Annotated in this window: 20 protein-coding genes and 2 tRNA genes; 10 read left to right on the top strand and 12 right to left on the bottom strand. The window is 65.4% G+C overall.

Features of this window, described 5'->3' with window-relative positions:
* The first annotated feature begins 120 nt into the window (after positions 1–120).
* Together EWH10_RS09625 and EWH10_RS09620 are read left to right on the top strand one after the other, a co-directional pair.
* Positions 121–333 (top strand): hypothetical protein, encoded by a 213-nt coding sequence (locus tag EWH10_RS09625; RefSeq protein WP_007689093.1) that lies wholly within the window; start codon positions 121–123, stop codon positions 331–333.
* 131 nt (positions 334–464) lie between these two features.
* A tRNA-Pro gene (locus EWH10_RS09620) sits at positions 465–541 on the top strand.
* A gap of 341 nt (positions 542–882) precedes the next feature.
* On the opposite strand, the gene EWH10_RS09615 is transcribed toward EWH10_RS09620, so the two are convergent.
* The 7 genes from EWH10_RS09615 to EWH10_RS09585 form a co-directional block, all read right to left on the bottom strand.
* The gene (locus tag EWH10_RS09615) at positions 883–2166 is read right to left on the bottom strand and encodes an alginate export family protein (protein ID WP_044662304.1); all 1284 of its coding nucleotides are present in this window, start codon (positions 2164–2166) and stop codon (positions 883–885) included.
* A 68-nt stretch (positions 2167–2234) separates the two neighbouring features.
* Complete coding sequence (locus tag EWH10_RS09610; RefSeq protein ID WP_044662303.1) at positions 2235–3038, bottom strand: ABC transporter ATP-binding protein; 804 nt, start codon at positions 3036–3038, stop codon at positions 2235–2237.
* A 17-nt stretch (positions 3039–3055) separates the two neighbouring features.
* Positions 3056–4012: a nitrate ABC transporter permease gene (gene ntrB / locus EWH10_RS09605; RefSeq protein ID WP_053085683.1), complete on the bottom strand. Its 957-nt coding sequence runs from the start codon at positions 4010–4012 to the stop codon at positions 3056–3058.
* A 14-nt stretch (positions 4013–4026) separates the two neighbouring features.
* Positions 4027–5307, bottom strand: a complete 1281-nt coding sequence (locus EWH10_RS09600) for a CmpA/NrtA family ABC transporter substrate-binding protein (protein ID WP_048578706.1) — start codon at positions 5305–5307, stop codon at positions 4027–4029.
* Between the two features lie 436 nt (positions 5308–5743).
* A tRNA-Ile gene (locus EWH10_RS09595) sits at positions 5744–5819 on the bottom strand.
* 25 nt (positions 5820–5844) lie between these two features.
* Positions 5845–6882, bottom strand: a complete 1038-nt coding sequence (locus EWH10_RS09590; RefSeq protein WP_044662109.1) for a polysaccharide deacetylase family protein — start codon at positions 6880–6882, stop codon at positions 5845–5847.
* Positions 6883–6933: 51 nt separating this feature from the next.
* On the bottom strand, positions 6934–8625 hold the full coding sequence (locus EWH10_RS09585; protein WP_082166370.1) for a sensor histidine kinase: 1692 nt from the start codon (positions 8623–8625) through the stop codon (positions 6934–6936).
* A 222-nt stretch (positions 8626–8847) separates the two neighbouring features.
* Here EWH10_RS09585 and EWH10_RS09580 point away from each other — a divergent pair, with 222 nt between their 5' ends.
* Positions 8848–9321, top strand: a complete 474-nt coding sequence (locus tag EWH10_RS09580) for an Lrp/AsnC family transcriptional regulator (RefSeq protein ID WP_025551551.1) — start codon at positions 8848–8850, stop codon at positions 9319–9321.
* A 208-nt stretch (positions 9322–9529) separates the two neighbouring features.
* On the opposite strand, the gene EWH10_RS09575 is transcribed toward EWH10_RS09580, so the two are convergent.
* Both EWH10_RS09575 and EWH10_RS09570 read right to left on the bottom strand, forming a co-directional pair.
* Positions 9530–10798, bottom strand: a complete 1269-nt coding sequence (locus EWH10_RS09575) for a hypothetical protein (RefSeq protein ID WP_044663121.1) — start codon at positions 10796–10798, stop codon at positions 9530–9532.
* 106 nt (positions 10799–10904) lie between these two features.
* Positions 10905–12185 carry a hypothetical protein gene (locus EWH10_RS09570; RefSeq protein WP_065846831.1) on the bottom strand — a complete coding sequence of 427 codons (1281 nt, stop codon included), beginning with the start codon at positions 12183–12185 and terminating at the stop codon, positions 10905–10907.
* 274 nt (positions 12186–12459) lie between these two features.
* Here EWH10_RS09570 and gyrA point away from each other — a divergent pair, with 274 nt between their 5' ends.
* Together gyrA and EWH10_RS09560 are read left to right on the top strand one after the other, a co-directional pair.
* The gene (gene gyrA / locus EWH10_RS09565; RefSeq protein WP_025552080.1) at positions 12460–15195 is read left to right on the top strand and encodes a DNA gyrase subunit A; all 2736 of its coding nucleotides are present in this window, start codon (positions 12460–12462) and stop codon (positions 15193–15195) included.
* A complete protein-coding gene (locus tag EWH10_RS09560) occupies positions 15192–15539 on the top strand; it encodes a DUF952 domain-containing protein (protein WP_025552078.1) in 348 nt (115 codons plus the stop codon). Before gyrA ends, EWH10_RS09560 begins: the two co-directional genes overlap by 4 nt.
* Here EWH10_RS09560 and EWH10_RS09555 read toward each other — a convergent pair whose 3' ends face one another.
* The 3 genes from EWH10_RS09555 to EWH10_RS09545 form a co-directional block, all read right to left on the bottom strand.
* Positions 15540–16658 carry an acyltransferase family protein gene (locus tag EWH10_RS09555; protein WP_052628224.1) on the bottom strand — a complete coding sequence of 373 codons (1119 nt, stop codon included), beginning with the start codon at positions 16656–16658 and terminating at the stop codon, positions 15540–15542.
* 185 nt (positions 16659–16843) lie between these two features.
* On the bottom strand, positions 16844–17371 hold the full coding sequence (locus EWH10_RS09550) for a TPM domain-containing protein (protein ID WP_053085665.1): 528 nt from the start codon (positions 17369–17371) through the stop codon (positions 16844–16846).
* On the bottom strand, positions 17368–18486 hold the full coding sequence (locus EWH10_RS09545) for a glycosyltransferase (RefSeq protein WP_044662106.1): 1119 nt from the start codon (positions 18484–18486) through the stop codon (positions 17368–17370). Before EWH10_RS09545 ends, EWH10_RS09550 begins: the two co-directional genes overlap by 4 nt.
* A 53-nt stretch (positions 18487–18539) precedes the next feature.
* Here EWH10_RS09545 and EWH10_RS09540 point away from each other — a divergent pair, with 53 nt between their 5' ends.
* From EWH10_RS09540 to accD, 5 genes are all read left to right on the top strand, one after another.
* A complete protein-coding gene (locus EWH10_RS09540; RefSeq protein ID WP_025550515.1) occupies positions 18540–19433 on the top strand; it encodes a lysophospholipid acyltransferase family protein in 894 nt (297 codons plus the stop codon).
* Between the two features lie 41 nt (positions 19434–19474).
* Complete coding sequence (locus EWH10_RS09535; protein WP_044662105.1) at positions 19475–20119, top strand: phosphoribosylanthranilate isomerase; 645 nt, start codon at positions 19475–19477, stop codon at positions 20117–20119.
* Between the two features lie 90 nt (positions 20120–20209).
* A complete protein-coding gene (gene trpB, locus EWH10_RS09530; RefSeq protein ID WP_044662104.1) occupies positions 20210–21451 on the top strand; it encodes a tryptophan synthase subunit beta in 1242 nt (413 codons plus the stop codon).
* Positions 21452–21580: 129 nt separating this feature from the next.
* Positions 21581–22411 (top strand): tryptophan synthase subunit alpha, encoded by an 831-nt coding sequence (gene trpA, locus EWH10_RS09525; RefSeq protein ID WP_044662103.1) that lies wholly within the window; start codon positions 21581–21583, stop codon positions 22409–22411.
* A complete protein-coding gene (gene accD / locus EWH10_RS09520; RefSeq protein ID WP_044662102.1) occupies positions 22408–23259 on the top strand; it encodes an acetyl-CoA carboxylase, carboxyltransferase subunit beta in 852 nt (283 codons plus the stop codon). Before trpA ends, accD begins: the two co-directional genes overlap by 4 nt.

Genomic DNA, 23259 nt, shown 5'->3' with positions numbered 1-23259 from the left:
TGTCGCTTCACCGACGCAGAAAAGCATTGATTTGTGCAGCGCACACGTTAATGCGGGTCGCTCGCGTAAGTCACGATTTTGGTGTGACGACGCGGCAAAATGCTATGGGAGCCGTACACAATGAAGAAGATCGCTGTTGTTTTCGCTTCGGCCGGCCTGATGGCCCTCGCCGCTTGCGGTGAGAAGCCGGCCAACGAGACCGCGAACGCTTCGAACGCTGTTGTTGAGAACGTTGTCGAAAACGCCACCAACGCTGCCGACAACGCCGCGAACGCTGCCGACAACGCCGCCAACGCTGCGAACGTCGCCGGCAACGCCGCGAACGCCGAATAATCTTCGCTCCAGCGAGATTTTCGAAAGGGCGGATCGTCTTGGTACGATCCGCCCTTTTTCTATGCGGGCGGGATTGGGGCCAAAAGCGCGATTGACGTGCGGCCTGCTTCGCCGCTAAGGCCCGCGAGCGCCGGGGAGTAGCGCAGTCTGGTAGCGCGCCTGCTTTGGGAGCAGGATGTCGCAGGTTCGAATCCTGTCTCCCCGACCATTACCCTGGATACCGGGCTCTTCCGGCAGGCTGAGCGACGGCCTGTTCAGCGGAACAGCAGCCACAGGATAATGATGATGGGAATGGGCACGCCCAGCAACCACAGCAAAATGCCCTTGCCCATCCTGTCGATCCTCCATCGCCTGCTATTGCTTTCGCAGGCTCAACGAGCAGGGAAGCCAGGAGGTTCCGCCGATGCCGCGCCCTTGCCCATGCGGCCCGGAGCAGCCCGGCAGCGGGCGGTGGCAACAGGCGTTGGCAACAGGTGAAGGCCACCGCCGCCGGTCCCTTGATCCGGCAGCGATGGCCCGCCACGGCGGCCCTGGAGCCGCAGGCAAATGTCAGAGCGCGTAGTCGATCTGCGCCCAGAACTTCCTGGTATCGGCATCGCCGGTGTAGCTGGCGATCCCCTTGCGATCATAATCCGCATATTTGACGAGCGCGCTCAGATGCTTGTTCAGCTTCAGCGTCACCTGCGCATCATATTCGTCGCCATAATGGATCGACAGCCGGTCGCTGCTGAACCGGTGGTAGATGAAGGAAGCGACCAGCGGTCCGGCCTTGCCCACCTTAGGCACGGTATAGGCGACGCCGGCATAATAATCCTGAATGCCGGTGCCGGGCGTGGTCAGGAACTTGTCGGCCCAGCCGTTGAACTTGTGCAGCGTGGCAAAGGGCGTCTGGAAGGCGAAACCGCCCGCGATGCCGGTCGCGCCCGCATCCGACCCCAGCAATTCATAGCCCGCCGTCAACTTGAAGGCGGCAATGTCCAGCCCCAGTTCCGCCGTGACGAAATCCGCCGAATAATCGACAGGATTGGTCGCATGGTCGCTCTGCCGCGCATAGCTGGCGAGGTAGCTGAGCTTCACCTTCTTCGCCAGCGGCTGCGCACCGGTGAAGCGCAGGCCATAGGTCTGGCTGCTGTTGCGCCTCAGCGCGGCCACCGCCTCATCCTCGTCCACCAGATAGGCGAAGCCGGTCAGAGTCCCGAGCTTGGTCTTGTAGGAGATGTTGGCGAAGACATCGTCGCCCTTGATGTCCGTCGGCCGGTTGGCCGAACCGAACTTGCCGCCGTCCATGCCCCAGATCGTCCGCGCCGCTATCGCGTAGCTGAGGTCGACCTTCAGGTTCTTGATCCCCATATATTCGATGCGCACGGCATCGAAGGTCTGCTCATTCTGCCGCCAGGCGACGGAGCCGACGAAGCGCTGGTCGTCCAGGTTGATCCGCTGACGGCCCATGGTCACGACCAGCGGCTTTGTGCGGTACTGGATCTGCACCCGGTTGGCCTCGACTGTCTCCGGATCGGCTACGATGGGATAGAGCGTCTTTCCGTTGACGCCGCTATTATAGTCCTCATCGATCGCCAGCGTGCCTTCGGCTTCGGCCAGGAAGGCCCAGGGACCCTTCGAAACCTCCCCGCCCGCGCGCAGCCGCATCGTCACGGAATGGGCATCGCGGCTGGTGCTGAGCGGCGCCGGGCCCGCCTGATCGACCGTTTCGTACCGCAGGCGGGCCTCCACGATCGGCTTGAAAACGACATCCTGCGCCAGCGCCGGCCCCGCGATCGCGGACAGTCCCATTATTGGGGCCGACGCCGAAAACAGGAAAGAAACCTTCTTCATAAATCCCCCTTCATTTGCTCCCGATGGCCTTTCCGGGCCTGTTCAGGGCGTCCTCTCCAAACCGGATTTCAGGCGGCAAGCGTCGCCGGATTGCGGTAGCGCTCGTGCAGGAAGTGGATGACGGCGGAACGCGCTTCGGCATATTGGGCCGTGTCGACAGCCTCCAGCCGGTTCCGGGGACGGGCCAGCGCCACGGCAAGGTCCTCCCCGATCCGCGCCGCCGGGCCGTTGGTCATCATGACGACCCGGTCAGCCAGCAGCACCGCTTCGTCGACATCATGGGTGATCATCAGCACGGTGTTGTTCAGCCGCGCCTGCAAATCCATGACCACGTCCTGAAGCGCCGCCCGTGTCAGCGCGTCGAGCGCGCCGAAAGGTTCGTCCATCAGCAGGACGCGTGGGTTCATGGCGATGGCGCGGGCGATGCCGACGCGCTGCTTCATGCCGCCCGACAGTTCGCCGGGCCGCCTGCCCGCGGCATGGGCCATCTGGACCAGTTCCAGATTGTGCATGACCCAATCCCTGCGTTCGACCCTGTTCCTGCCGCCCGCCGTCTTGTCGACGGCCAGACGCACATTCTCCTCGACCGTCAGCCAGGGCAGCAGGCTATGGTCCTGAAAGACGACCGCCCGATCCGGCCCCGGCGCGTCGACCAGTTCGCCGTCGAGGAAGATCGCTCCCCGCGTCGGCTCGACCAGCCCGGCGACCGCATTGAGCAGCGTCGACTTGCCGCAGCCGGAATGGCCGATCAGCGCCACGAACTGGCCCTTTTCAACCTCCAGATCGATCCCGTCGAGCGCGCAGAAGCGCCCTGCCCTGGTCGGAAATTCGACGGTGACGCCCTCAAGCGCGAGATAGCTGCGCTGTTTCATGAAAATGCCCTCCCCTGTCAGCCTGCGCGGCCGATGATGCGGCCTGCAAAGGCGACGATGCGGTCCAGCGCGAAGCCCACCATGCCGATCCAGATCAGCGCGACGATGGTGTCGGTCAGCAGCGAACTGTTGTAGCTGTCCCAGATGAAGAAGCCGACGCCGGTGCCGCCCTGCACCATCTCGGCCGCGACGATGGCCAGCCAGCTCATGCCGACGCCGATGCGAAGACCGGTGAACATGTGCGGCACGGTGGCGGGCAGCATGATGCGCACGAAATATTCGATCGGATTGAGCGCCAGCACCTTGGCGACGTTGCGATAGGCGGCCGGAATGGTCTGCACCCCTGCCGCCGTGTTCAATATGATCGGCCAGATCGCGGTGATGAAGATCAGGAAGATGGCGGAGGGCTGCGCCTGCTGGAAGATGGCGAGGCTGATCGGCAGCCATGCCAGCGGCGGCACGGTGCGCAGCACCTGGAACAGCGGGTCGAGCGCGCGGAAGGCGAAGACGCTCTGCCCGATCAGGATGCCCAGCGCCACGCCGATGACCGCCGCGATGCTGTAGCCGATCAGCACGCGGCTGAGGCTGGTCAGCACATGGCCGGCAATGCCGACGTCGCCGCCGTCCTGGATGCTGAAATGGGTAAGGCCGATCTCCACGCCCTTGAACGGATGCATGATGACGTCATGGCTTTCCTGCCAGACGGCGAGCGGACTGGGGAACGTCGCGCTCGGCGATCCGCAGAGCAACTGCCAGAAGGCCAGCAGCCCCGCGATCATCACCATGGTCGGCAGCATGCTGGCCGCCCCGGATCGCGCTGCGCGGATCAGCGGATGCTCGGGCGCTGCCACCGGCTCGAAACTGCGGCGGGCGATGGCTTGCTCGGGATAGGGCAGGATGACACCCAATTCGGTGCTGGACCCGCCGGTCGAAGCCGACGGCCCACTCATCCTGCCGGGCGATGGCGATGCCATGCTGATCTCCTTCATCATACGCGCTTGATCGCCAGGCTGGCGAGATAGGCCTTGGGGTTGGCGGGATCGAAGGTCTTGCCGTCGAAGAATTTCTCGACGCCGCGGCTGTCGCTGGCCGGGCCCTTGCCGCCCAGCATCGCGGCGGCCTTGCGCCAGATGTCGGACCGGTTGACCTTCGCGATCACGCCCTTGCTATCCAACGTCATGGGCAGCTTGCCCCAGCGCTGGTTCTCCGTGAGGAACCAGAGATCGTGGCTCTTGTAGGGGAAGGAGGCGTAACCCGCGAAAAACTTCATCCTGAACGCCGCGTTCGGGAATTTCCGTCCGTCGCCCATGGTGAAATTGCCCTGCAGGCGGTCGGCAATGTCGGTGATCGGGCACTTCAGATAGTCGCGCCCCGCAATCGTCCCGGCCAGTCGCGCGATATTGCCGGGATTGTCCGCCCATCGCTGCGCCTCGATGATCGCCGCCGTGATCGCCAGCGCCGCCCTGGGATATTTCGTCACCCAGTCGGACCGCATGGCGAAGCTCTTTTCGGGGTGGTTCATCCACATCTGGCCGGTCGAAACGGCGGTGTAGCCCAGTTGCTGCGCGACGAGCTGGTCGTTCCACGGCTCGCCCACGCAGAAGGCGTCCATCGTGTCGGCCTTCATGTTCGCCACCATCTGCGGCGGCGGCACGGTGATCAGTTCGACATCCTTGTCCGGATCGATCCCGCCGGCCGCCAGCCAATAGCGCAGCCACATGTCATGCGTGCCGCCGGGGAAAGTCATCGCCATGGAGATCTTCTTGCCGGCCGCCTTGCGCTGGGCGATCACGCCTTTCATCTTTCCGGCGTTGAGGTCCGCCCTGGCCCCCAGATATTCCTTGGATACGGAGATCGCCTGGCCGTTGACATTAAGGCGGGCGAGGATGCTCATCGGCGTCGCCTTGCCGATCGCGCCCAGCGTCAGCAGATAGGGCATGGGCGTCAGGATATGCGCCCCGTCGATGCCGCCGCCCGCGCTTCCCAGCACCAGATTGTCGCGGGTCGCGCCCCAGCTCGCCTGCTTCGCCACCTGCACGTCGGGCATGCCATATTTGGCGAAGAAGCCCAGTTCCCTGGCGATGATCAGCGGCGCCGCATCGGTCAGCGCGATGAAGCCCAGCTTGGCGCCCGTGACTTCCGGTCCTGCCCCGGCTGCGAACGCCCCCGATGGAAATGCCTGCTGCACCGCAGCGAGCAGCGCCGCCGTTCCGCTCCTCTTCAGCAGCCCGCGCCGGCTGACGCCATGCTGATTATCCCCCTCTGCCATTCCCTGATGTCCTTTCCTTGTTGCCCGTGACCGCCGGAAGCAGCGCGCAACCAGCCATCGCCGGAAGCGATCCAGCGCACGAAAATCGATGCCGAAAGCCGCCCGGCAGCATCCATGCCGCCAGCGAAAACCCAATAAAAAAGCCGCCGGAACGAAGGTCATCGGACCGTGTCCAGGCGGCGTCATTGCCATGTCGGTCTTTTCATCAACCGAAGCTGAACCCTGACCGTCATCGGCAGGCCCAACCTATGTGCCGAAGCGCCCCTGCTTCGACGGGAGGGAAGCTGTCACCGATTCATCCGAGTCGCAAGCGAAATTTTTGCGTTGCACAAATTATAACCGCCCTGCGCTTTTCCAGATCGGGCGGCAGGCGTCATGAACCCTGCACGCTTGCGCAAGATATGTCTGGCCAAGCAGATCGACGGTGTGAAGAAATTGGTGGGCCCGGCAGGACTCGAACCCGCAACCTAGCCGTTATGAGCGGCCAGCTCTAACCATTGAGCTACAGGCCCCACCTTGTTGCCCGGATAGGCAGCATCAGGCCGCTTGGCAAGCCTGTCCTCGCGGCTGGACTGCGTTAAGGAACGCATCCAGCGTCGCGGGGCGAACATTTCGCCTGTCCAGATGATCAAGCACTGCGTCCCACCAGCCATAGAAGGCGGTCCTGTCCGCCTCGTCGCGAACATAGGGCGTATGCCCGGGCTCCAGCGTCGGGGAGTGGAAGCTGAAATTCAGCACCGGCACGCCCTCCCCCAACAGGGCGTCGATTGCGGCGATCGCCTCCTGCGCGTCGATCCCTTCGGGCGTCAGCGGTATGCGGCTCAACATCCCGGTGCGCGCCAATGCGCCAGCCATCGGTCCCATGAGTTGCGCCACGCGGTACAGACGCTCGCCACCGCCGCGCAGCAGACCGGCAAAGGCCGTGGACAGCGGCAGCTCCACCAGGCGCCGTCCGGGTCCCGCCCAATAGGGATATTGCGGCAAGCCCCGGAAGTCCGGACCATATTGCCCGCCATAATCGAAGCGGCTGCGGACCGAACTGTCCAGCCGGAAGCCCGCCTCCTCCAGCAGGCGGGCGCTATTGGGCCCGACACCGTAGCGGCCGGCCCGGTAGGCGATGGGGCGAGCGCCGAAACGTTCCGCAATCCGCTGGCATAGCGCTTCCAGCTTCGCCCGCTCCACCGCCTCCGGCAGAAAGCCGACATAGCTGTTGGCGGCCGTCACCTCCTCGACATGCGGCGGATTGACCCAGGGATGCAGATGCGCGCCGATGTCGGCCGCGCCATCGGCCAGCCAGCGTCCCATCAGTTCCGCCGCTGCGTCGCTGTCGACCACGGGATAGTCGGTCACATAGACGGGTTTCACCCCGGCCGCCGAGAAATAGGCCTGGCCACGCGCCATTCCGTCGAGCGCCGTCACGCCATGCCCCGTCCGGCGGAAGGGGGCGTTCCAGTCGAACTCCTCCTCCGTATCCACGAACAGCATGAAGCGCGTGCCGAAGTCCGGATCGAGCGTGACCCTGTCCTCCGCCGCCGGCGCGCGGAGCAGGTTGCCGTCATGGAAAAGCGTCGTCATCCCGCCACCGCTACCCGGATTTGGTTGCGATAGGGTTTCCCTCGGCGCAGGTCAGGCGCTGCCGACGGCATCCTCCGTCTCCGCCATGGCCGGCACGGCGAGCAGGAAACGGCCGGGTTCGACGTCCAGCGCCCCGCCGCACCCCGTCGCCAGGCTGCGGATCAGGCGCAGGGAAAAGCCAAGGCCCAGCAGCGGGCCGTCCGCCCAATTGCCGTCCGGCATATAGCCTGGATCGAGCAGCCGGTCCTCTTCCATCCCCGCCAGCGTCGATGGCCGGTCGATGGCCAGTATGACGCGCCCTTCCGCCCCGTCCGGCTGATACCAGCAGGCGCCGGTCAGCGCTTCCCCGGCCGGTGCAACGGATATGAGCGTACGCAGCAGATGCTGGATCATGCGCTCGCCCTGCACCGGATCGATCTGCACCATCGGCAGGCCCCGCGCCATGGCGATGTCGATCTGCGCGCTGTCCCCCTGCTCGCGGAAGCGCGCCGAAACCTGCGTCACCAGCAGCGCGGGGTCGATGGCGCGCGGCGCCTCGTTCCCGCCCTCGCCCCGCGACACGCGCGCTGCAAGGTCCAGATCGTCGAAGGCCGTCAGCAGATGCCGCGCATCCACGGCGATCTTGCCCGCCATATCGCGATATTCGGGACCTGCAGGACCGAACAGTTCCTGTTCGATGATCTCGGCAAAGCCCAATATCGCATTCAGCGGCGTGCGGAGTTCATGCACCAGTTGCCGGATCGAATCGGCGGACAGGCCGGCGATGGACACAGGCTCGGCGCGGGGTTCGGCGGCGACTTCGTGGAGATAGGGCCGCCGGGCCTGCCCGCGATAGCCCTGGAAGCGGCCGGAGCGCGGATCGAAAAAGGGTGTGGCCGACAGCCGCCACTCGCCCGCCATCGTGCCGCCGACGATCGTATAGCGGCCGTTCTGAAAACCGCTGCGCCGCATGAAGGCGCCCGCGACATGGCCATCCGGGCCGCTGCCGCCTTCCAGCGCCGTCTCGTTGAGCGCGAGGCCGATCAGCGCCGCCCGCGGTCCCTGGTCGATCCAGACGATCGTTCCGGACGCATCCGTTTCGAAGGCGAAGGCGCGGGGTCCGGTGATGGCGGGGCGCTGCGGCGCTTCGTCCGCGTCGCCTGCTCGCCGGGCGCTGGTGAAGCGTGCGATCCGGTCAACCAGATTGCGGATCTGGCTGCGATCCTCCTCCGCCTCCTCGACCGGCTCGGCCTGCGGCCGGTCGATTTTCGGATCGGCGGGAACGATCATCGCCTCGGTCAGCAGCATGTCTTCCTGCTCGACCGCGACATCGCTGGTCAGCACCAGGTCGGTCGCACCGAACGCCTCCAGCCCCTGCAGCGTCGCCGGGCCAAGGTCGCGCCGCGACCGCAGCACGCCACGCGCCGTCGGCGTCAGGCGCGGCAACATCTCGACCCAGGCCGCGTCGGAAAGGCGCGCACGGGACATGGCGGCGGCGACAATCGCCGGGCGGTCATTGGCGAAGAATTCGACCAGCGTGGGCGACCGCAACCGACCGCCCAACTCCACGACCGTCGCGATCCGCTGCGTTTCCGACAGTTTCGGCAGCAGTCCGGTCAACCGTTCCAGCAGCGCCGCCCGCTCCGCATCGGACATGATCGATCGGTCGTGCCGGTCGTTTTGCGCCAGCAGATCCACGCATTGCCGCCAAAGCGTGACGGCCCCGATGCCGCTGCGTCCTTCCGCGGCGAGAACCGTCTGCATGAGATCGTTGAAGCGCACCCGAATTCCCCAAATTCCAGCCCCGGCGCAGCGCTGAAAAACTTTCCGCCGGAGAGATCGTTACACAGGAATAATGCTTCGCGCCGCAAAGGGGAAGGGCCGCGGACGGGTTCTTATGCGAACGTCGCATAGTGGGACAATTGCATTGTCCTGAAATATTATTATGGTAACGCCTTATTAACTGGCAAGGAAATAAGCGGAATAATGGCCGGCCCCAATATTGACGACATCGACCTCCAGATCCTTGGCGAATTGCAGGGTGACGGCAGGATGACCAATGTGGAGCTGGCCCGCAAGGTGGGCCTGACGGCTCCCCCGTGCCTGCGCCGCGTCCGCGCCCTTGAGGAAAGCGGGGCCATCAGTTCCTACCATGCCGTGGTCAACCCATCGATGCTGGGCTACACCATCACGGTCTTCGCGATGGTCAGCCTGAAGAGTCAGGCCGAAGCCGACCTGAAGGCATTTGAGGACCACATCGCCACCCTGCCCGAGGTGCGCGAATGCTATATGCTGAACGGCGAAATCGACTTCATCCTGAAGGTGGTGGCGAAGGACCTGCAAAGCTTCCAGCAATTCCTGACGTCGAAACTGACGCCCGCCCCGAATGTGGTCAGCGTGAAGACCTCGCTCACCATAAGGACATCCAAGAACCTGCCGGGCGTGCCGCTGCCCGTTTGAAGGGTAACGATCAGGGGTGGATTACGGACATTCCCCCTCCCGCAGGCGGGAGGGGGCTAGGGGGTGGGCTGGCGCGGCATCTGCGCTGTTTTGCAACGGCTAAGTCAGAAGCTCGCTACGCTCGCGCCCACCCCTAACCCCTCCCGTTTACGGGAGGGGAATGTCTTGGATTGGCCAATTCCGGCCAATAAGCAGCCCGGCTTCTCCCTCAGCTCGCAGGCGCCACCGTCGGCATGGAGGCCGTCTTCCTGCTCTGCTGATCCACCCAGACGGACCAGAAGCCAGCGACATTCGCCCAGTTGCCCGTCGTCACCTGTCCCAGTGCGGCCTTCGCCCCGGCCAGATCGCCCGACCGCGCCAGCGCCACGCCAAGCCGTGCATTGGCCCTGCCGGCATCGACGCCTCCCTTGCTCAGGGCAAGGCGATATTGCTCGACCGCCTGCGGGAACTGGCCGAGCGAGAAATAGGTGTCGCCCACGGCCATGGCTGCCGACCCGTCCTTTGCCGCCGAAGCCTTCTTCGCCGCGGCGGGCAGGCCCGCGATTTCCTTCGCAGCCTTGGGCGTTGCGCTCTTCAGCAATTGCGCCGTCGCCGCCTGTGTCGGCGTCAGCTTGCCAGCCGAGCGACCGGCCTCGATGATCGCCTTGGTCTCCGCGCTATAGCCCGTCTTGTCGGCCAGTTGCGCATAGGCCTGGTAGTCGCGCTCGCTCGCCATGGCGCCATTGGCCGCCTGCAGGCGATAGAGGTCGAGCTGCACCTGCGCATCCATGCCGGGCGCCGTCAGGTAATTGGCGAGAGCGGACCGCCATTCCCCTGCCGAATCATAATGGGCAAGGCGCTCCCGATACAACGCCCCCAACTCCGTCCAGTCCCCTGCCTGATAGGCCATGGAGATCGCCCGGTCGTACCAGGCGGCCGGTATCGGCTGCCCGGCCGTCCGCTGCCGCGCCAGCGCCTCCTGCACGAAGCCTCGCGCATCCTTGGGCTTGTTGCGCCGGATGGCGATGTCCGCGCGCAGCATGGTGGCGTCGATCGGATCGTAACCGAGCGTCCGGGCGTAATCGAGCTGCGCCGTCGCATCGTCGTAATTGCCGACGATATAGGACAGATAGCCCGCGATATAGCGCAGGCGCGGCATATCGCCCTTGGGCACCGAGGAGGTCTTGAACATGTCGTTCAATGCCACCCGCTGCGCCTGCCGGTCGACCTTCAGCACCGCCAGCTGGAACCGCAGGCCAGCCGCCACATAGGCCTCGAAATCGCTGACCGGCATCAGGCCCGAAATCTGGGCCTGCGCGGTCGAGACATCCCCGGCCTTGATCGCGCTGTCCGCCGCCTGCGTCGCGGCGCGGAAACTGTCCGACATCTGGATCGCGGGGCCGACGGCCGGCTTCTTCGCAACGGCGGGCGCGGCCGCCATCAGGGCGGCGCCGGCCAGCAGCCCGCAGGTCAGATTCGAATGTCTCATCATGGCCATGTCAGCCATCCCCCTTGTCGCCTGGCTCCAGCCAGACCGTCATCATGTTCGAAGATGAAAAAGGCGCACCGCCCGGACCGGGCAGCGCGCCTCCATCAGGCAAAGATCAGGCCTTGGTGGCCAGATAGGTCAGCCACAGATCGGCGATCTGCTTGCGCGAACCGGCCTGCACCGACTGGAAAGCCGCCTTGGCCGAAGCATTGTCGCCGCCCAGCGCCTTGGCGATGCCCATGCGGGTGTTGATCTCGTCCGCGTCGACGCCGCCCTTCTGCTTGGCGAGTTCGAACATCGCCGCCGCCTTGGCATAGTCGCCATAGCCCAGATAGGCGTCGGCCGTGGCCGCCGCGATCTTGCCATTAGCCGCCTTGCGCGCATCGGCCTCGGCCGTGCCCAGCGAGCCCTTGTCGCCCGCGATCTTGGACACGGCAGGCTGGTACAGGTCACCGCCCTGGCTGGCGTTCAGCACGCCCTTGCCGCGGCCCGCGTCGATCGCGGACTTCACTTCGCCATAGATGCCGGTCTTCGACGCCATTTCGGCATATTCCAGATAATCCTGCGCCACGACCAGGCCGCCGGAGGTCGCCATCAGGCGCAGCACGTCCAGATTCTCGCGGTTTGAGATATTGGGATTGGCCTGCTGGAACAGACGGATCAGCGTGCGCAGATTTTCGCCGCTGGGCGCAGCCTGATAGGCCATCTTGGCCCATTCGGTGACTTCAGGCAGCTTCGCCGTCGCCGCGCGGCTGACGCCGATCTGGTACCATTGCGCCGGCACCTGGCCGCCCGAGGCCCTGGTGGCGTCCGCCGCGGCCTTGAGCGCGGCCAGACCCTGCTGGTTCAGGCCACGCTGCGGCTCGACCGAAGCGTTGGCGGTGCCGGCCTTGCCGAAATAGGCCTGCGCCAGCGTCACATTCACCGCTTCGGGCTTGTAACCGGCCTGCGCCGCGGCCTGGGCGCGGGTGATGGCAAGATCGTAATTCTTCGCCTGCAGCGCCTGGTCGGCGGCGACGGCGTTGAACTGGCCGGCCTGTTCCGGCGGGGTGAGGCCGCTGTCCAGCATCTGGGTCAGCGCCTCGCTCTGCATCGCCGCATCCTTGCCGGCGATGGAGGTGTTCAGCTTGATGGCGCCGATCTGATATTTGTCGTCGTTCGACTTGGCCTTGCTGTCGGCGTCGGCCAGCGCGGCCTTGGCCGCTGCGAAATCCTGCTTCTCGGCGGCTTGCTGCGCGGTCTGCAGCGCCTTGACCACGTCGGGCGAGACGTTCAGCTTGGGCGCGCCGCCCTTCTTTTCTTCCTTCTTGGCCGCGAATGCCGGAACCGAAACGGCGCCGCCAGCCAGCGCGAGAGTCAGCGCGAGCGCCACGGGGGTAACAAAACGCATGTTCATCTTCTCCTCTGCGCCCGGGGGACAGGCGGCCTTTGTTTACGCCGATTAGGGGTCGGCGCGTGAATAACGTTTGAACGACCTATATGCACCAGTTAACCGCCTGTCAGCCCCAAGGAACGGATCGCGCGAAACAATCTGGCGCGCCGATCGCGCGGCTCATGGTCCATACCGCTCATTCCCGTCGCGTGCGCGCGTGCGCGCGAGGGGTGACAATATTGTTTCGCTCCGCTAGTGCAGCAGCAACGAACCATATCCATCCAAAAAGAGAATCGCATTGACCGACGAGACTGCCCTCGCCGACCCTTCGGACATCAGCCCCATCTCCATCGTGGAGGAGATGAAGGCGAGCTATCTCGACTATGCCATGTCGGTGATCGTCGCCCGCGCCCTGCCGGACGTGCGCGACGGCCTGAAGCCGGTGCATCGCCGCATTCTCTTTTCCGCCCATGAATCGGGCTTCACCTACAACAAGCCCTATCGCAAGTCGGCCCGCATCGTCGGCGACGTGATCGGTAAATATCACCCCCATGGCGACACGGCGATCTACGACGCATTGGCGCGCATGACCCAGGACTGGTCGATGCGCGTGCCGCTGATCGACGGGCAGGGAAACTTCGGCTCCATGGACCCCGACCCGCCGGCGGCCATGCGCTATACCGAAGCGCGGCTCGCCAAGGTGACGAACGCCCTGCTGGACGATCTCGACAAGGACACCGTCGATTTCCAGCCGAACTACGACGCTTCGGAAAGCGAGCCGCAGGTCCTGCCCGCGCGCTTCCCCAACCTGCTGGTCAACGGCGCGGGCGGCATCGCGGTCGGCATGGCGACCAACATCCCGCCGCATAACCTTGGCGAAGTGATCCGCGCCTGCCTGGCCTATATCGACAACACCGGCATCACCGTGGACGAACTGATCCAGATCGTCCCCGGCCCCGACTTCCCGACCGCGCCGCTCATCCTCGGCCAGTCCGGCGCCCGCAGCGCCTATCATACCGGCCGCGGCTCGATCATGATGCGCGCCCGGCACGAAATCGAGGAAGGGCGCGGCGACCGCCGTTCCATCGTCCTTACCGCCATTCCCTATCAGGTCGGCAAGAACGGCCTGGTCGAAAAGATCGCCGAAGCCGCCAAGGACAAGCGGATCGAGGGGATCAGCGACATTCGCGACGAATCGAGCCGCGAAGGCGTGCGGATCGTCATGGACCTGAAGCGCGACGCCACGCCCGAAGTCGTGCTGAACCAGCTCTGGCGCAACACCCCCGCCCAGTCGAGCTTTCCGGCCAACATGCTCGCCATTCGCGGCGGCCGCCCGGAACTGCTCAACATCCGCGACATCATAGAGGCGTTTGTCCGCTTCCGCGAAGAGGTCATCACCCGCCGCACCAAATATGAACTCAACAAGGCCCGTGACCGCGCGCATATCTTGCTGGGCCTCGTCATCGCGGTCACGAACCTCGACGAAGTCGTCCGCATCATCCGGGGCTCGGCCAGCCCTGCCGAAGCCCGCGAAACCCTGCTCGCTCGCGACTGGCCGGTGGCGGAGATCGCGCCCTATCTGCGGCTGGTCGAAGCGATCGAAACGGAAGTCAGCGGCGACAGCTACCGCCTGTCGGACACGCAGGTCCGCGCGATCCTTGACCTGCGCCTGCATCGCCTGACCGCGCTCGGCCGGGATGAGATCGGCAATGAACTGGCGGAACTCGCCGCCGCCATTGCCGAATATCTCGCCATTCTCGGCGACCGCGTGAAGCTCTACGCCGTGATGCGCGAGGAGTTCGAGGCGATCGAGCGCGACTTCGCCACCCCGCGCCTGTCGGAGATCACCGCCGCCGCCGACGGCATAGACGACGAAGACCTGATCGAGCGGGAGGAAATGGTCGTCACCGTCACCGTGCAGGGCTATATCAAGCGCACCCCGCTGGAGAGTTTCCGCGCCCAGGCGCGCGGCGGCAAGGGCCGTTCCGGCATGGCGACCAAGGATGAGGACGCGATCACCGAATTGTTCGTGACCTCCACCCATACGCCGGTCCTGTTCTTCTCGACGGCGGGCAAGGTCTATCGCCTCAAGGTCTGGCGCCTGCCCGAAGGCGGCCCGGCGACGCGCGGGCGGCCGATGGTGAACCTGCTGCCGCTCGGCCCCGGCGAGACGATCCAGACCGTGCTGCCGCTGCCCGAGGATGAGGAGAGCTGGAAGGATCTGCACGTCATGTTCGCCACCGCGAACGGTACGGTGCGCCGCAACAGCATGGACGCCTTCGCCAACATCCCGTCGAATGGCAAGATCGCGATGCGCTTCGACGATGAAAGCAGCGACCGCCTGATCGGCGTGGCGCTGCTCACCGAAGAGGATGACGTGCTGCTCGCCACCCGCCAGGGCAAGGCGATCCGTTTCCAGGCGACGGACGTGCGCGAATTCCAGAGCCGCACCTCCACCGGCGTGCGCGGCATGACGCTGAAGAAGGACGATGAGGTCATCTCGCTCTCCATCCTTCATCGCGCCGGCATCAAGGATCAGGAAGAACGCGACGACTATCTCCGCTTCGCCCCCTGGAAGGCGGAGAAGGAAGGCTCGCCGCAGATGAGCGCGGAACGCTTTGCCGAACTGGCGGCCAAGGAACAGTTCATCCTCACCGTCTGCGCGAACGGCTATGGCAAGCTGTCCTCGGCCTATGACTATCGCCGCACCGGACGCGGTGGGCAGGGCATCACCAATATCGACAATATCGGCCGCAACGGCCCTGTCGTCGCCAGCTTCCCGGCGCGGCACGGCGACCATCTGATGCTCGTCACCGACCAGGCCAAGCTGATCCGCATGGGCCTTGAATCCCTCCGCGTCATCGGTCGCAGCTCGGCGGGCGTGCGCCTCTTCAACGTGTCCGACGACGAGCATGTCGTCAGCGCGGCGAAGATCGAGGAAAGCGACGAGGAGACGGAGGTGAGCACCCCCGCCGGCCTGGAAGTCAGCCCGGACGTCAGCCCCGAAGCCGATCCGGACCTGGCCGAAGAGTGACAGACCTCTTCGCCTACAAGATCCTGACCGGCGATCAGTATGACCAGTTGAAGGCGGACGGCGTGTTCAAGGGCGCGCCGGTCGATCTTGCGGATGGCTATATCCACATGTCGACCCGCGAACAGGCCGCCGAAACCGCCGCCAGGCATTTTGCGGGGCAGGACCATCTGGTGATGCTGATGGTCGACCTGGCGCCTTTCGGGGACGCGCTGAAATGGGAAGAGTCGCGCGGCGGCGCCCTCTTCCCGCACCTCTATGGCGACCTGCCGCTCAGCGCTGTTGCAGGCAAGGTGGTCCTGCGCCTGGACGAGCAGGGCAGGCATCTCTTTCCGGCGGGTTTCTGATCACCGGCCTCTGGCGCGGCGCGCCCGCGCGGCAGGCCGCGGCGCCGTCATGACCCCCTGCGCCCTGACAGCCATGGCAGGATGATGCGATAGTCCGTCGATCCTGCGCACCCATGCCGGTGGCGGGACCGGCCGGCGCAGTCCCAGCAGGCCCAGCCGAATGATTGGCGAGCTTCTTTCGAGCAGCAGATAGAACAGGACCGGGACCGCCAGCGCCACCACGATGCGCACGGAGGCGGGCCACCATGGCTGCGTCTCGATCAGCACCATCCTGTGCATGAAGAGGATCACGAGGGACGCCCGTCCCAGCAGGGCGAATTTGCGGCCGATGCCAAGCGGCGTCAGCGGCCCCGATGCCAGCCACCGGCTCAGCCACACGATCATGTGCGACCATCCGATCGCCCCTGCGACGCTGGTCAGGGCCGAGCCATAATGGCCGAACTTCATGTCCATCGGCAGGATGAAGGGCGTCAGCAACAGCGTCACGATGGCGATCAGCAGGTGCACCGGACCTTCGAACACCGGCTCGCCTCCCAGCAGGAAGGTCGATGCCCAAAGGCTGCCGATGCCGAGGAAGAATATCGCCATGGGCAGCACCGCCATATTCCACGCCAGCGAATAGCCGCCCAGCGGATAGGCGATGACCAGCATCAGCAGGAGCAGCGGGATCAACCGCACCCCGCACCCCTCCCCCATGCGCCGGGCCATGGCGTTGAAGGCGACCTGCGCCCCGAAAAGGACGGTGATGAACCAGGCCGTTCCGAACCAGCCGGTAAGCTGCCGCCCGCCGAACAGCATGCGCCGGGCCAGCAGCAGGTCGGAATGGAAGATCGCGGACCAGCTTTTCCCATCCAGCATCATGCCGGCGTCCTGCATGCCCGTCAGCAATGTGAGGAAGCAGCCATAAGGCAGCAACAGGGAAAAGACGCGCTTGTAGATCAACTGCGCGGACGGTTCGGAATGATAGGCTATGCCCGACAGGATGAAGAACAGCGGCATGTGGAACAGGTAGATCCAGTCATGCAGCCGCCCCGTGACCGCATGGCCCACCACGACAGTGACGATGCCAATTCCCTTGGCACAGTCCAGCCACTCCCAACGTTGTGTCGCGCATTGCATCGATGACGCCTTTCGCTCGCTCATCGTGCGCCCGATTTTTCTTTGCTGGATAGGCGTTTCCGGCGTCGAAAGCCATTAAGGGCGATCGCCTAGAGCCAATTCGCAAGCGACGGAATAGCCACTGGCCAGGAAAGAGAGGAGAAATACGGGAACAGAGCGGCTGTCCCTGGCGGAATGGAGGGCGCTCAATCCAGCCGCTCGATCAACGCGTCGACACCGGCGTTCACGCCGCCGTAAAGATCGCCCTTTCGGAAATGGGGGATCATCTTTTTGTCGATGACGCCCTGGCAATAGGCGTCCGTCAACACGCTTTCCAGCCCGAAGCCCACGGCTATGCGGACCAGTTGCTCGTTCGGGGCGACCAGCAGGACCACGCCATCGTCATGGCCCTTGCGCCCGATGCCCCACTGATTCGCCAGATCGGTGGTGAACGATCCGATCTCCGCCCCGTCAAGGGACGCCACGGTGGCGACAACCATCTGGTGCCTGGTCGATCGCTCCAGCTTTTCGAGCTTCCGGGACAGCGCTTCCTCCTGCCCGACACTGAAAATACCGGCTGCATCGGTCACCCGCCCAGCCAGCGCCACGGCCGGTTCGGCCCGCCCGGCTGTTTCCTGAGACGCCGTTTCCTGAGGCGCCGTTTGCGCTTTCAGGCCGGGGATCGCCAGCGCAGCGGCGCAGAGCAGCAGAAGGCGGACCGGCATCGCCCTCATCCCACCTTCTCCATCCGCGCGACCTTTCCATTCCTCATCCAATAATCATAGCCGCCCCATCTGATCCGGTTGGAGCAGGCCGCCGCCAACTGAATTCCCCAATGCGCCCAGCACACGGCAAATGGCGCCAGCACGTCCCAACGGAGCGACCGCCGCGCCGTCCGCGCCTCGCCGGGTTCCAGCACGCCCGCGACGATCCGCCGCCGCGCCAGCGCCCGGCCGAGAGCCGCTGCATAACCCACCGCCACGGCGCTCCAGCCGCCCCATCCCACCGCCCAGACCCAGCCCAGCGCCTGCACGCCCGCCACGGCGCAGGCGATCCGCCACATGCCCGGACTGTTGGTCAGGACATGGCGATACTGCCGCACGGCAAAAGCCAGCGCCCCTTGCCGCGCCAGCGGACTGGCGACCAGCAGATCGCGCACCGGCCGCAACCGCAGCTTCGCCCGCCATCCGGCCAGCCCGATCGCCATGTCGTCGGACAGCCGCCCCGCCAGCGCGGCATCCAGTTCCAGCCGCTCCGCCGTCTCCCGCGTCAGCGCCATGGCCCCGCCCCAGGGCATGGTCGCGCTCGCGGCTCTGGGCAGAGTCGCCAGTTGCATTTCAACCGCGCCCACCAGCGCAGCCGCCACGCCCGCTTCCGGCAACAACAGCCGGTATCCCGTGACGATGTCGGCCTTTCCCCGCACCAGGGGAAAGAGCAGCCGGCCCACCAGCCGCGGCGGCGGCATGATGTCCGCATCCACGAAAACCAGATAGCGATCAGCCTCCCGCAGGGAGCGCAGGGCCGCGCGCAGCTTGTGAACCTTCTGCCCCTCGTCCCCGGCGACGCCGGCACGAACGAGCTGCACCCAATCCCCCTCGCGCGCAGCCATCGCCTCCGCCGCCGCGCATGCGCCGGAGGTGGCGACCACCAGCCGGAACCGGGCCGTCTGCGCCTTAAGCCGCGCGATGAGACCGGGGCTCCCATCCCAATCGTCCCGCACCGACAGCAGCATGGCGACGCCCTCCGGCGCCTCCTCCTGCCGGTCCGTCGGCAGATGCCGCCAATAGTTGAGCACGCCGATCACGCTCAGCCCCTGCAGGATCACCCAAAGCCCCAAGGCCCAACTCATCGCAAATCCAAGCCCTTTACCGCCCCGACCGCTGCTGTATGACGGCAGGCGCGATGCTCTCCAACCCCTTTCTCTTCACCCTCCTCCGTATCCTTCCGGCATCCCTCGCCTCCTGGCTGGGAGGCTGGCTGTCGGCCAATGTCGCGCGCAGGTCCATGAAATTGCGGGATGAACGAGCCCGCAGGAACCTTGCCGTCCTGCGCCCCGAACTGGACCAGGCAACCCAGGAGAGGATGCTCACCCGCCGCTGGTTCAATCTGGGCCGCACCATGGCCGAACTCGCCAATGTCGACCGGCTGGTGAACGACCGGCACGTGACCATTGCTGACGAGGCAGCCTATCGAGAAGCGCTGGCTTCGCCACGGCCGATGATTTTCCTGACGACCCATATCGGCAATTGGGACCTGCTCGCCGCTCATCTCAAGGCGTCGACCGACCGCCCCGGCCTGGGCGTCTACGATCCGCCGGACAATGCGGCGCAGGCCGCGATGCTGAAGCGGGCGCGGGAAAGCTATATGGGGGAAGCGATCACAGGCAGCAGCGGCGCGGCCCGCGCCATCCTGCGGCACCTTTCTGAAAAGGAGCGCCCGATGCTCTATATCCTCGTGGACGAAAGGCGCGACCGGCAGGTCTGGTTTCCCCGTTTCGGCCGCGACCTCGAACCGTCGGGCAATCTTTCCATCGCCCTGCGTCTCGCTCGGCGCAGCAATGCCCGCTTCCTGCCCTTCACCCTCGCCCGGACGAAGGGCGCGCACTTCCATCTCGACTGGCACCCGCCGCTCGACCCCAAGGCCATGGAGGAGGCGGAACTGCTCGACGCCATCGACGCCTATCTGGGCAAGGCATGCATCGACCATGCGGACCAATGGCTGGCGTTGCACGATATGGACCTCGCGGCTGCTTCCCCCGCCCTTGTGGCTTCCCGGAGCGAACAGGTGGCGGGATGAAAGCGGTTCTCACGCCCTGCCGCACCCGCTAAAGCGCCCCCATGTCCCGACTCGCCATCAAGATCTGCGGTCTTTCGACGCCTGACACGGTCGGCGCCGCCATGCGCGCGGGCGCCACCCATCTGGGATTCGTACATTTCCCCAAAAGCCCCCGTCATGTAGAAGCGGACCGATTGCGCGCCCTGGCAGCGCCCGTCCCGTCCCATGTCGGGCGCGTCGCCGTGCTGGTCGATCCAACCGACGAGACACTGGCCGATCTCAGCGCCACGGGCGCCCTCACCGCCCTTCAGCTACATGGGAAGGAAATTCCCGAACGCGTGGCGGCCATTCGTCAGCGCTTCGGCATTCCCGTCTGGAAAGCCATTCCGGTGAAGACCCGCGCCGACATCGACGCCGCGGGCGCCTATGCGGGCGCTGCCGATTTCATCCTGTTCGACGCCAAGACGCCTGAAGGCGCGGCTCTCCCCGGCGGAATGGGCCTGCGCTTCGACTGGACGCTGCTGCGCGGCGCTTCCCTGTCGTTGCCCTGGGGTCTTTCCGGCGGCCTTGGCATCGACAATGTGGCCGAAGCCGTCCGCATCACGGGCGCGCCGCTGGTCGATGTTTCGTCCGGCGTCGAAAGCGCGCCCGGCATCAAGAGTGTGGACAAGATCATGGCCTTCTGCAATGCGGCGTCGGCATGTTGACGCAGAGCATCCTTTTAGAACGCATCGGCCTTCGATGGCGTTGATCACTTGCCCAGGTGATCCAACCCCATGACTGAAGAGATAGAAGCGATGACCGACAGCATTACCCTGCCCAACAGCCTGCGTTCACAGCCCGACGCCTCCGGCCATTTCGGTTCCTTTGGCGGCCGTTATGTGGCCGAAACCCTCATGCCGCTCATTCTGGAGCTGGAGAAGGTCTACAGGGACGCCAGGCAGGACCCGGCGTTCGACGCCGAATTCACCGAATTGCTGCGCAGCTATGTCGGCCGCCCGAACCCGCTTTACTATGCCGGGCGCCTGACCGAAGCGCTGCGCGCCGAAGCCGCACCGGGCAAGGGCGCGAAAATCTATCTGAAGCGCGAGGAACTGAACCACACCGGCGCGCACAAGATCAACAATTGCATCGGCCAGGCGCTGCTCGCCCGGCGCATGGGCAAGAAGAAGGTCATTGCCGAAACCGGCGCGGGCCAGCACGGTGTCGCCACGGCGACCGTCGCCGCCCTGTTCGGCATGGAATGCAAGATCTTCATGGGCGCGAAGGATGTGGAGCGGCAGAAGCCCAACGTCTTCCGCATGAAGCTGCTGGGCGCGGAGGTTATCCCCGTGGTTTCGGGATCGCAGACGCTGAAGGACGCGATGAACGATGCGCTGCGCCATTGGGTGTCGAACGTGCACGACACTTTCTACATCATCGGCACGGCGGCCGGGCCGCACCCCTATCCGGAGCTGGTGCGCGACTTCCAGTCCGTCATCGGCCGGGAAGCGCGCGAGCAGATACTGGAACTGGAAGGCCGACTGCCCGACATGCTGATCGCGCCGGTCGGCGGCGGTTCCAACGCCATCGGCCTGTTCCATCCCTTCCTCGACGATGCGGAGGTCAGGATGATCGGCGTCGAAGCGGCGGGCGAAGGCCTGGCCGGCAAGCATGCGGCGAGCCTGGCCGGCGGCAAGTCGGGCATATTGCACGGCAACCGCACCTATCTGCTCCAGGACGAAGACGGGCAGATCACCGAAGCGCACAGCATCTCCGCCGGTCTCGACTATCCCGGCATTGGGCCTGAACATAGCTGGCTGCATGAAATCGGCCGTGTCGAATATATGCCCATCACAGACGACGAAGCGCTCGCCAGCTTCCAGAAGCTCTCCGCGCTGGAAGGCATCATCCCCGCGCTCGAATCCGCCCATGCGATCGCCATCGCGGAAAAGGTCGCGCCTACGCTCGACGCCGACCGGATCATCGTCGTCAACCTGTCCGGCCGCGGCGACAAGGACATCTTCACCGTGGCGAGCGCCCTGGGGGTGGAGATATGACCTCGCCCGCCATATGTCTTGCTCCTGCGAAGGCAGCAACCCCGTTCAACCGTCACCTGTTCACGCGACCCGTGGACCGGGCTGCCGCCTTCGCGGGAGCGCGTTGCGTGTCGGGTTTGGGAATTCGATATGACCGTTGACCGCCTCTCCGCCCGCTTTGCCGCCTGCAAATCGCAGGGCCGCGCCGCGCTCGTCACCTTCGTGACGGCGGGCGACCCCAGCGTGGCCGACACCCCCGCGATCCTCGATGCACTGGTCGAGGGCGGCGCCGACATCATCGAACTCGGCATGCCCTTCACCGATCCGATGGCGGACGGCCCCGCCATCGAACTGGCGAACCTGCGCAGCCTCGGCTCCGGAACGAAGACGAAGGATATTTTCGCCCTCGCCAGCGCCTTCCGCGCCAGGCACCCTGAAACCCCGCTGGTCCTGATGGGCTATGCCAATCCGATGCTCGTGCGCGGCCCGCAATGGTTCGCCGACCAGTGCAGCGCCGCAGGCGTCGACGGCGTGGTCTGCGTCGACGTGCCGCCGGAGGAAGACGCCGAAATCGGTCCCGCCCTGCGCGCCGCCGGCATCCACCTGATCCGCCTCGCCACGCCGACGACCGACGCGGCCCGCCTGCCGGCCGTGCTGAACGGCGCCAGCGGCTTCCTCTATCATGTCGCCGTCGCAGGCATCACCGGCAAGCAGCAGGCCGCCCAGGCTGCCGTCGAACAGGCGGTGGCCCGGCTGAAGACCGCCACCGACCTTCCCATCGCGGTGGGATTCGGCGTGCGTTCCGCCGAACAGGCTGCCGCCATTGGCCGCGTGGCCGACGGCGTGGTGGTGGGGTCCGCCATCGTCGACATCATCGGCTCGCACGGCGACGCCGCCGCCCCCTTCGTCAAGGAGTTCGTCGCTGCCCTTCGCGGCGCGCTGAACGCCAACAGCCCTCATTTCCGGGAGACCGCCGCATGAGCTGGATCAACCGCGTCCGCAACGCCCTGCCCTTCATGGCGAAGAAGGAAACCACCGCCGAAACGCTGTGGCACAAATGCCCCTCCTGCGCCGAGATGATCTTCATCAAGGAGTGGGAGGACAATCTTTCCGTCTGCCCGCGCTGCGACCATCATGGCCGCATCGGACCTGCGGAGCGGTTCGAACAGATACTCGATGCCGGTTTCATCCTGCTGCCGACCCCGCAGGTGCAGGAAGACCCGCTGAAATTCCGTGATTCCAAGCGCTATCCGGACCGCATCAGGGCCGCACGCGCCGCGACGGGCGACCAGGACGCGCTGATCAACGCGCGGGGCGCCATCGATGACGTGCCGCTTGTCATGGGCGTGCAGAATTTCGCCTATATGGGCGGTTCCATGGGCATGGGCGTCGGCGCCGCCTTCATCCAGGGCGTCAACGAAGCCATTGCCCATAAATGCCCCTATGTGATCTTCACCGCAGCGGGCGGCGCGCGCATGCAGGAGGGCATACTTTCCCTCATGCAGATGCCGCGCTCCACCGTGGCCATCCAGAAGCTTCACGCGGCGGGCCTGCCCTATATCGTGGTGCTGACCGATCCGACGACCGGCGGCGTCACGGCCAGCTACGCCATGCTGGGCGACATCCAGATCGCGGAGCCCAATGCGCTCATCGGATTTGCGGGCCAGCGCGTCATCGAAAGCACGATCCGCGAAAAGCTGCCCGACGGCTTCCAACGCGCGGAATATCTGCTGGAGCACGGCATGCTGGACATGGTCGTCCATCGCAGCGAACTGCGCGACACGCTGGCCCGGGTGATCGGCTACCTCGCCCCTCGCGCCGCGGCCTGA

Source organism: Sphingobium fuliginis, from assembly GCF_004152845.1.
In the GTDB taxonomy this organism is placed as follows: domain Bacteria; phylum Pseudomonadota; class Alphaproteobacteria; order Sphingomonadales; family Sphingomonadaceae; genus Sphingobium; species Sphingobium fuliginis.
Note: the sequence above shows the minus strand (reverse complement) of the source record. Positions and strands in the feature narration are given on the sequence as shown.

What these genes read in the sequence shown, in the direction of transcription:
- EWH10_RS09625 (WP_007689093.1), top strand. Translation starts at nt 121, where the DNA reads ATGAAGAAGATCGCTGTTGTTTTCGCTTCGGCCGGCCTGATGGCCCTC.
- EWH10_RS09615 (WP_044662304.1), bottom strand. Translation starts at nt 2,166, where the DNA reads ATGAAGAAGGTTTCTTTCCTGTTTTCGGCGTCGGCCCCAATAATGGGA.
- EWH10_RS09610 (WP_044662303.1), bottom strand. Translation starts at nt 3,038, where the DNA reads ATGAAACAGCGCAGCTATCTCGCGCTTGAGGGCGTCACCGTCGAATTT.
- ntrB (WP_053085683.1), bottom strand. Translation starts at nt 4,012, where the DNA reads ATGGCATCGCCATCGCCCGGCAGGATGAGTGGGCCGTCGGCTTCGACC.
- EWH10_RS09600 (WP_048578706.1), bottom strand. Translation starts at nt 5,307, where the DNA reads ATGGCAGAGGGGGATAATCAGCATGGCGTCAGCCGGCGCGGGCTGCTG.
- EWH10_RS09590 (WP_044662109.1), bottom strand. Translation starts at nt 6,882, where the DNA reads ATGACGACGCTTTTCCATGACGGCAACCTGCTCCGCGCGCCGGCGGCG.
- EWH10_RS09585 (WP_082166370.1), bottom strand. Translation starts at nt 8,625, where the DNA reads ATGCAGACGGTTCTCGCCGCGGAAGGACGCAGCGGCATCGGGGCCGTC.
- EWH10_RS09580 (WP_025551551.1), top strand. Translation starts at nt 8,848, where the DNA reads ATGGCCGGCCCCAATATTGACGACATCGACCTCCAGATCCTTGGCGAA.
- EWH10_RS09575 (WP_044663121.1), bottom strand. Translation starts at nt 10,798, where the DNA reads ATGGCCATGATGAGACATTCGAATCTGACCTGCGGGCTGCTGGCCGGC.
- EWH10_RS09570 (WP_065846831.1), bottom strand. Translation starts at nt 12,185, where the DNA reads ATGAACATGCGTTTTGTTACCCCCGTGGCGCTCGCGCTGACTCTCGCG.
- EWH10_RS09555 (WP_052628224.1), bottom strand. Translation starts at nt 16,658, where the DNA reads ATGCAATGCGCGACACAACGTTGGGAGTGGCTGGACTGTGCCAAGGGA.
- EWH10_RS09550 (WP_053085665.1), bottom strand. Translation starts at nt 17,371, where the DNA reads ATGAGGGCGATGCCGGTCCGCCTTCTGCTGCTCTGCGCCGCTGCGCTG.
- EWH10_RS09545 (WP_044662106.1), bottom strand. Translation starts at nt 18,486, where the DNA reads ATGAGTTGGGCCTTGGGGCTTTGGGTGATCCTGCAGGGGCTGAGCGTG.
- EWH10_RS09540 (WP_025550515.1), top strand. Translation starts at nt 18,540, where the DNA reads ATGCTCTCCAACCCCTTTCTCTTCACCCTCCTCCGTATCCTTCCGGCA.
- EWH10_RS09535 (WP_044662105.1), top strand. Translation starts at nt 19,475, where the DNA reads ATGTCCCGACTCGCCATCAAGATCTGCGGTCTTTCGACGCCTGACACG.
- trpB (WP_044662104.1), top strand. Translation starts at nt 20,210, where the DNA reads ATGACCGACAGCATTACCCTGCCCAACAGCCTGCGTTCACAGCCCGAC.
- trpA (WP_044662103.1), top strand. Translation starts at nt 21,581, where the DNA reads ATGACCGTTGACCGCCTCTCCGCCCGCTTTGCCGCCTGCAAATCGCAG.
- accD (WP_044662102.1), top strand. Translation starts at nt 22,408, where the DNA reads ATGAGCTGGATCAACCGCGTCCGCAACGCCCTGCCCTTCATGGCGAAG.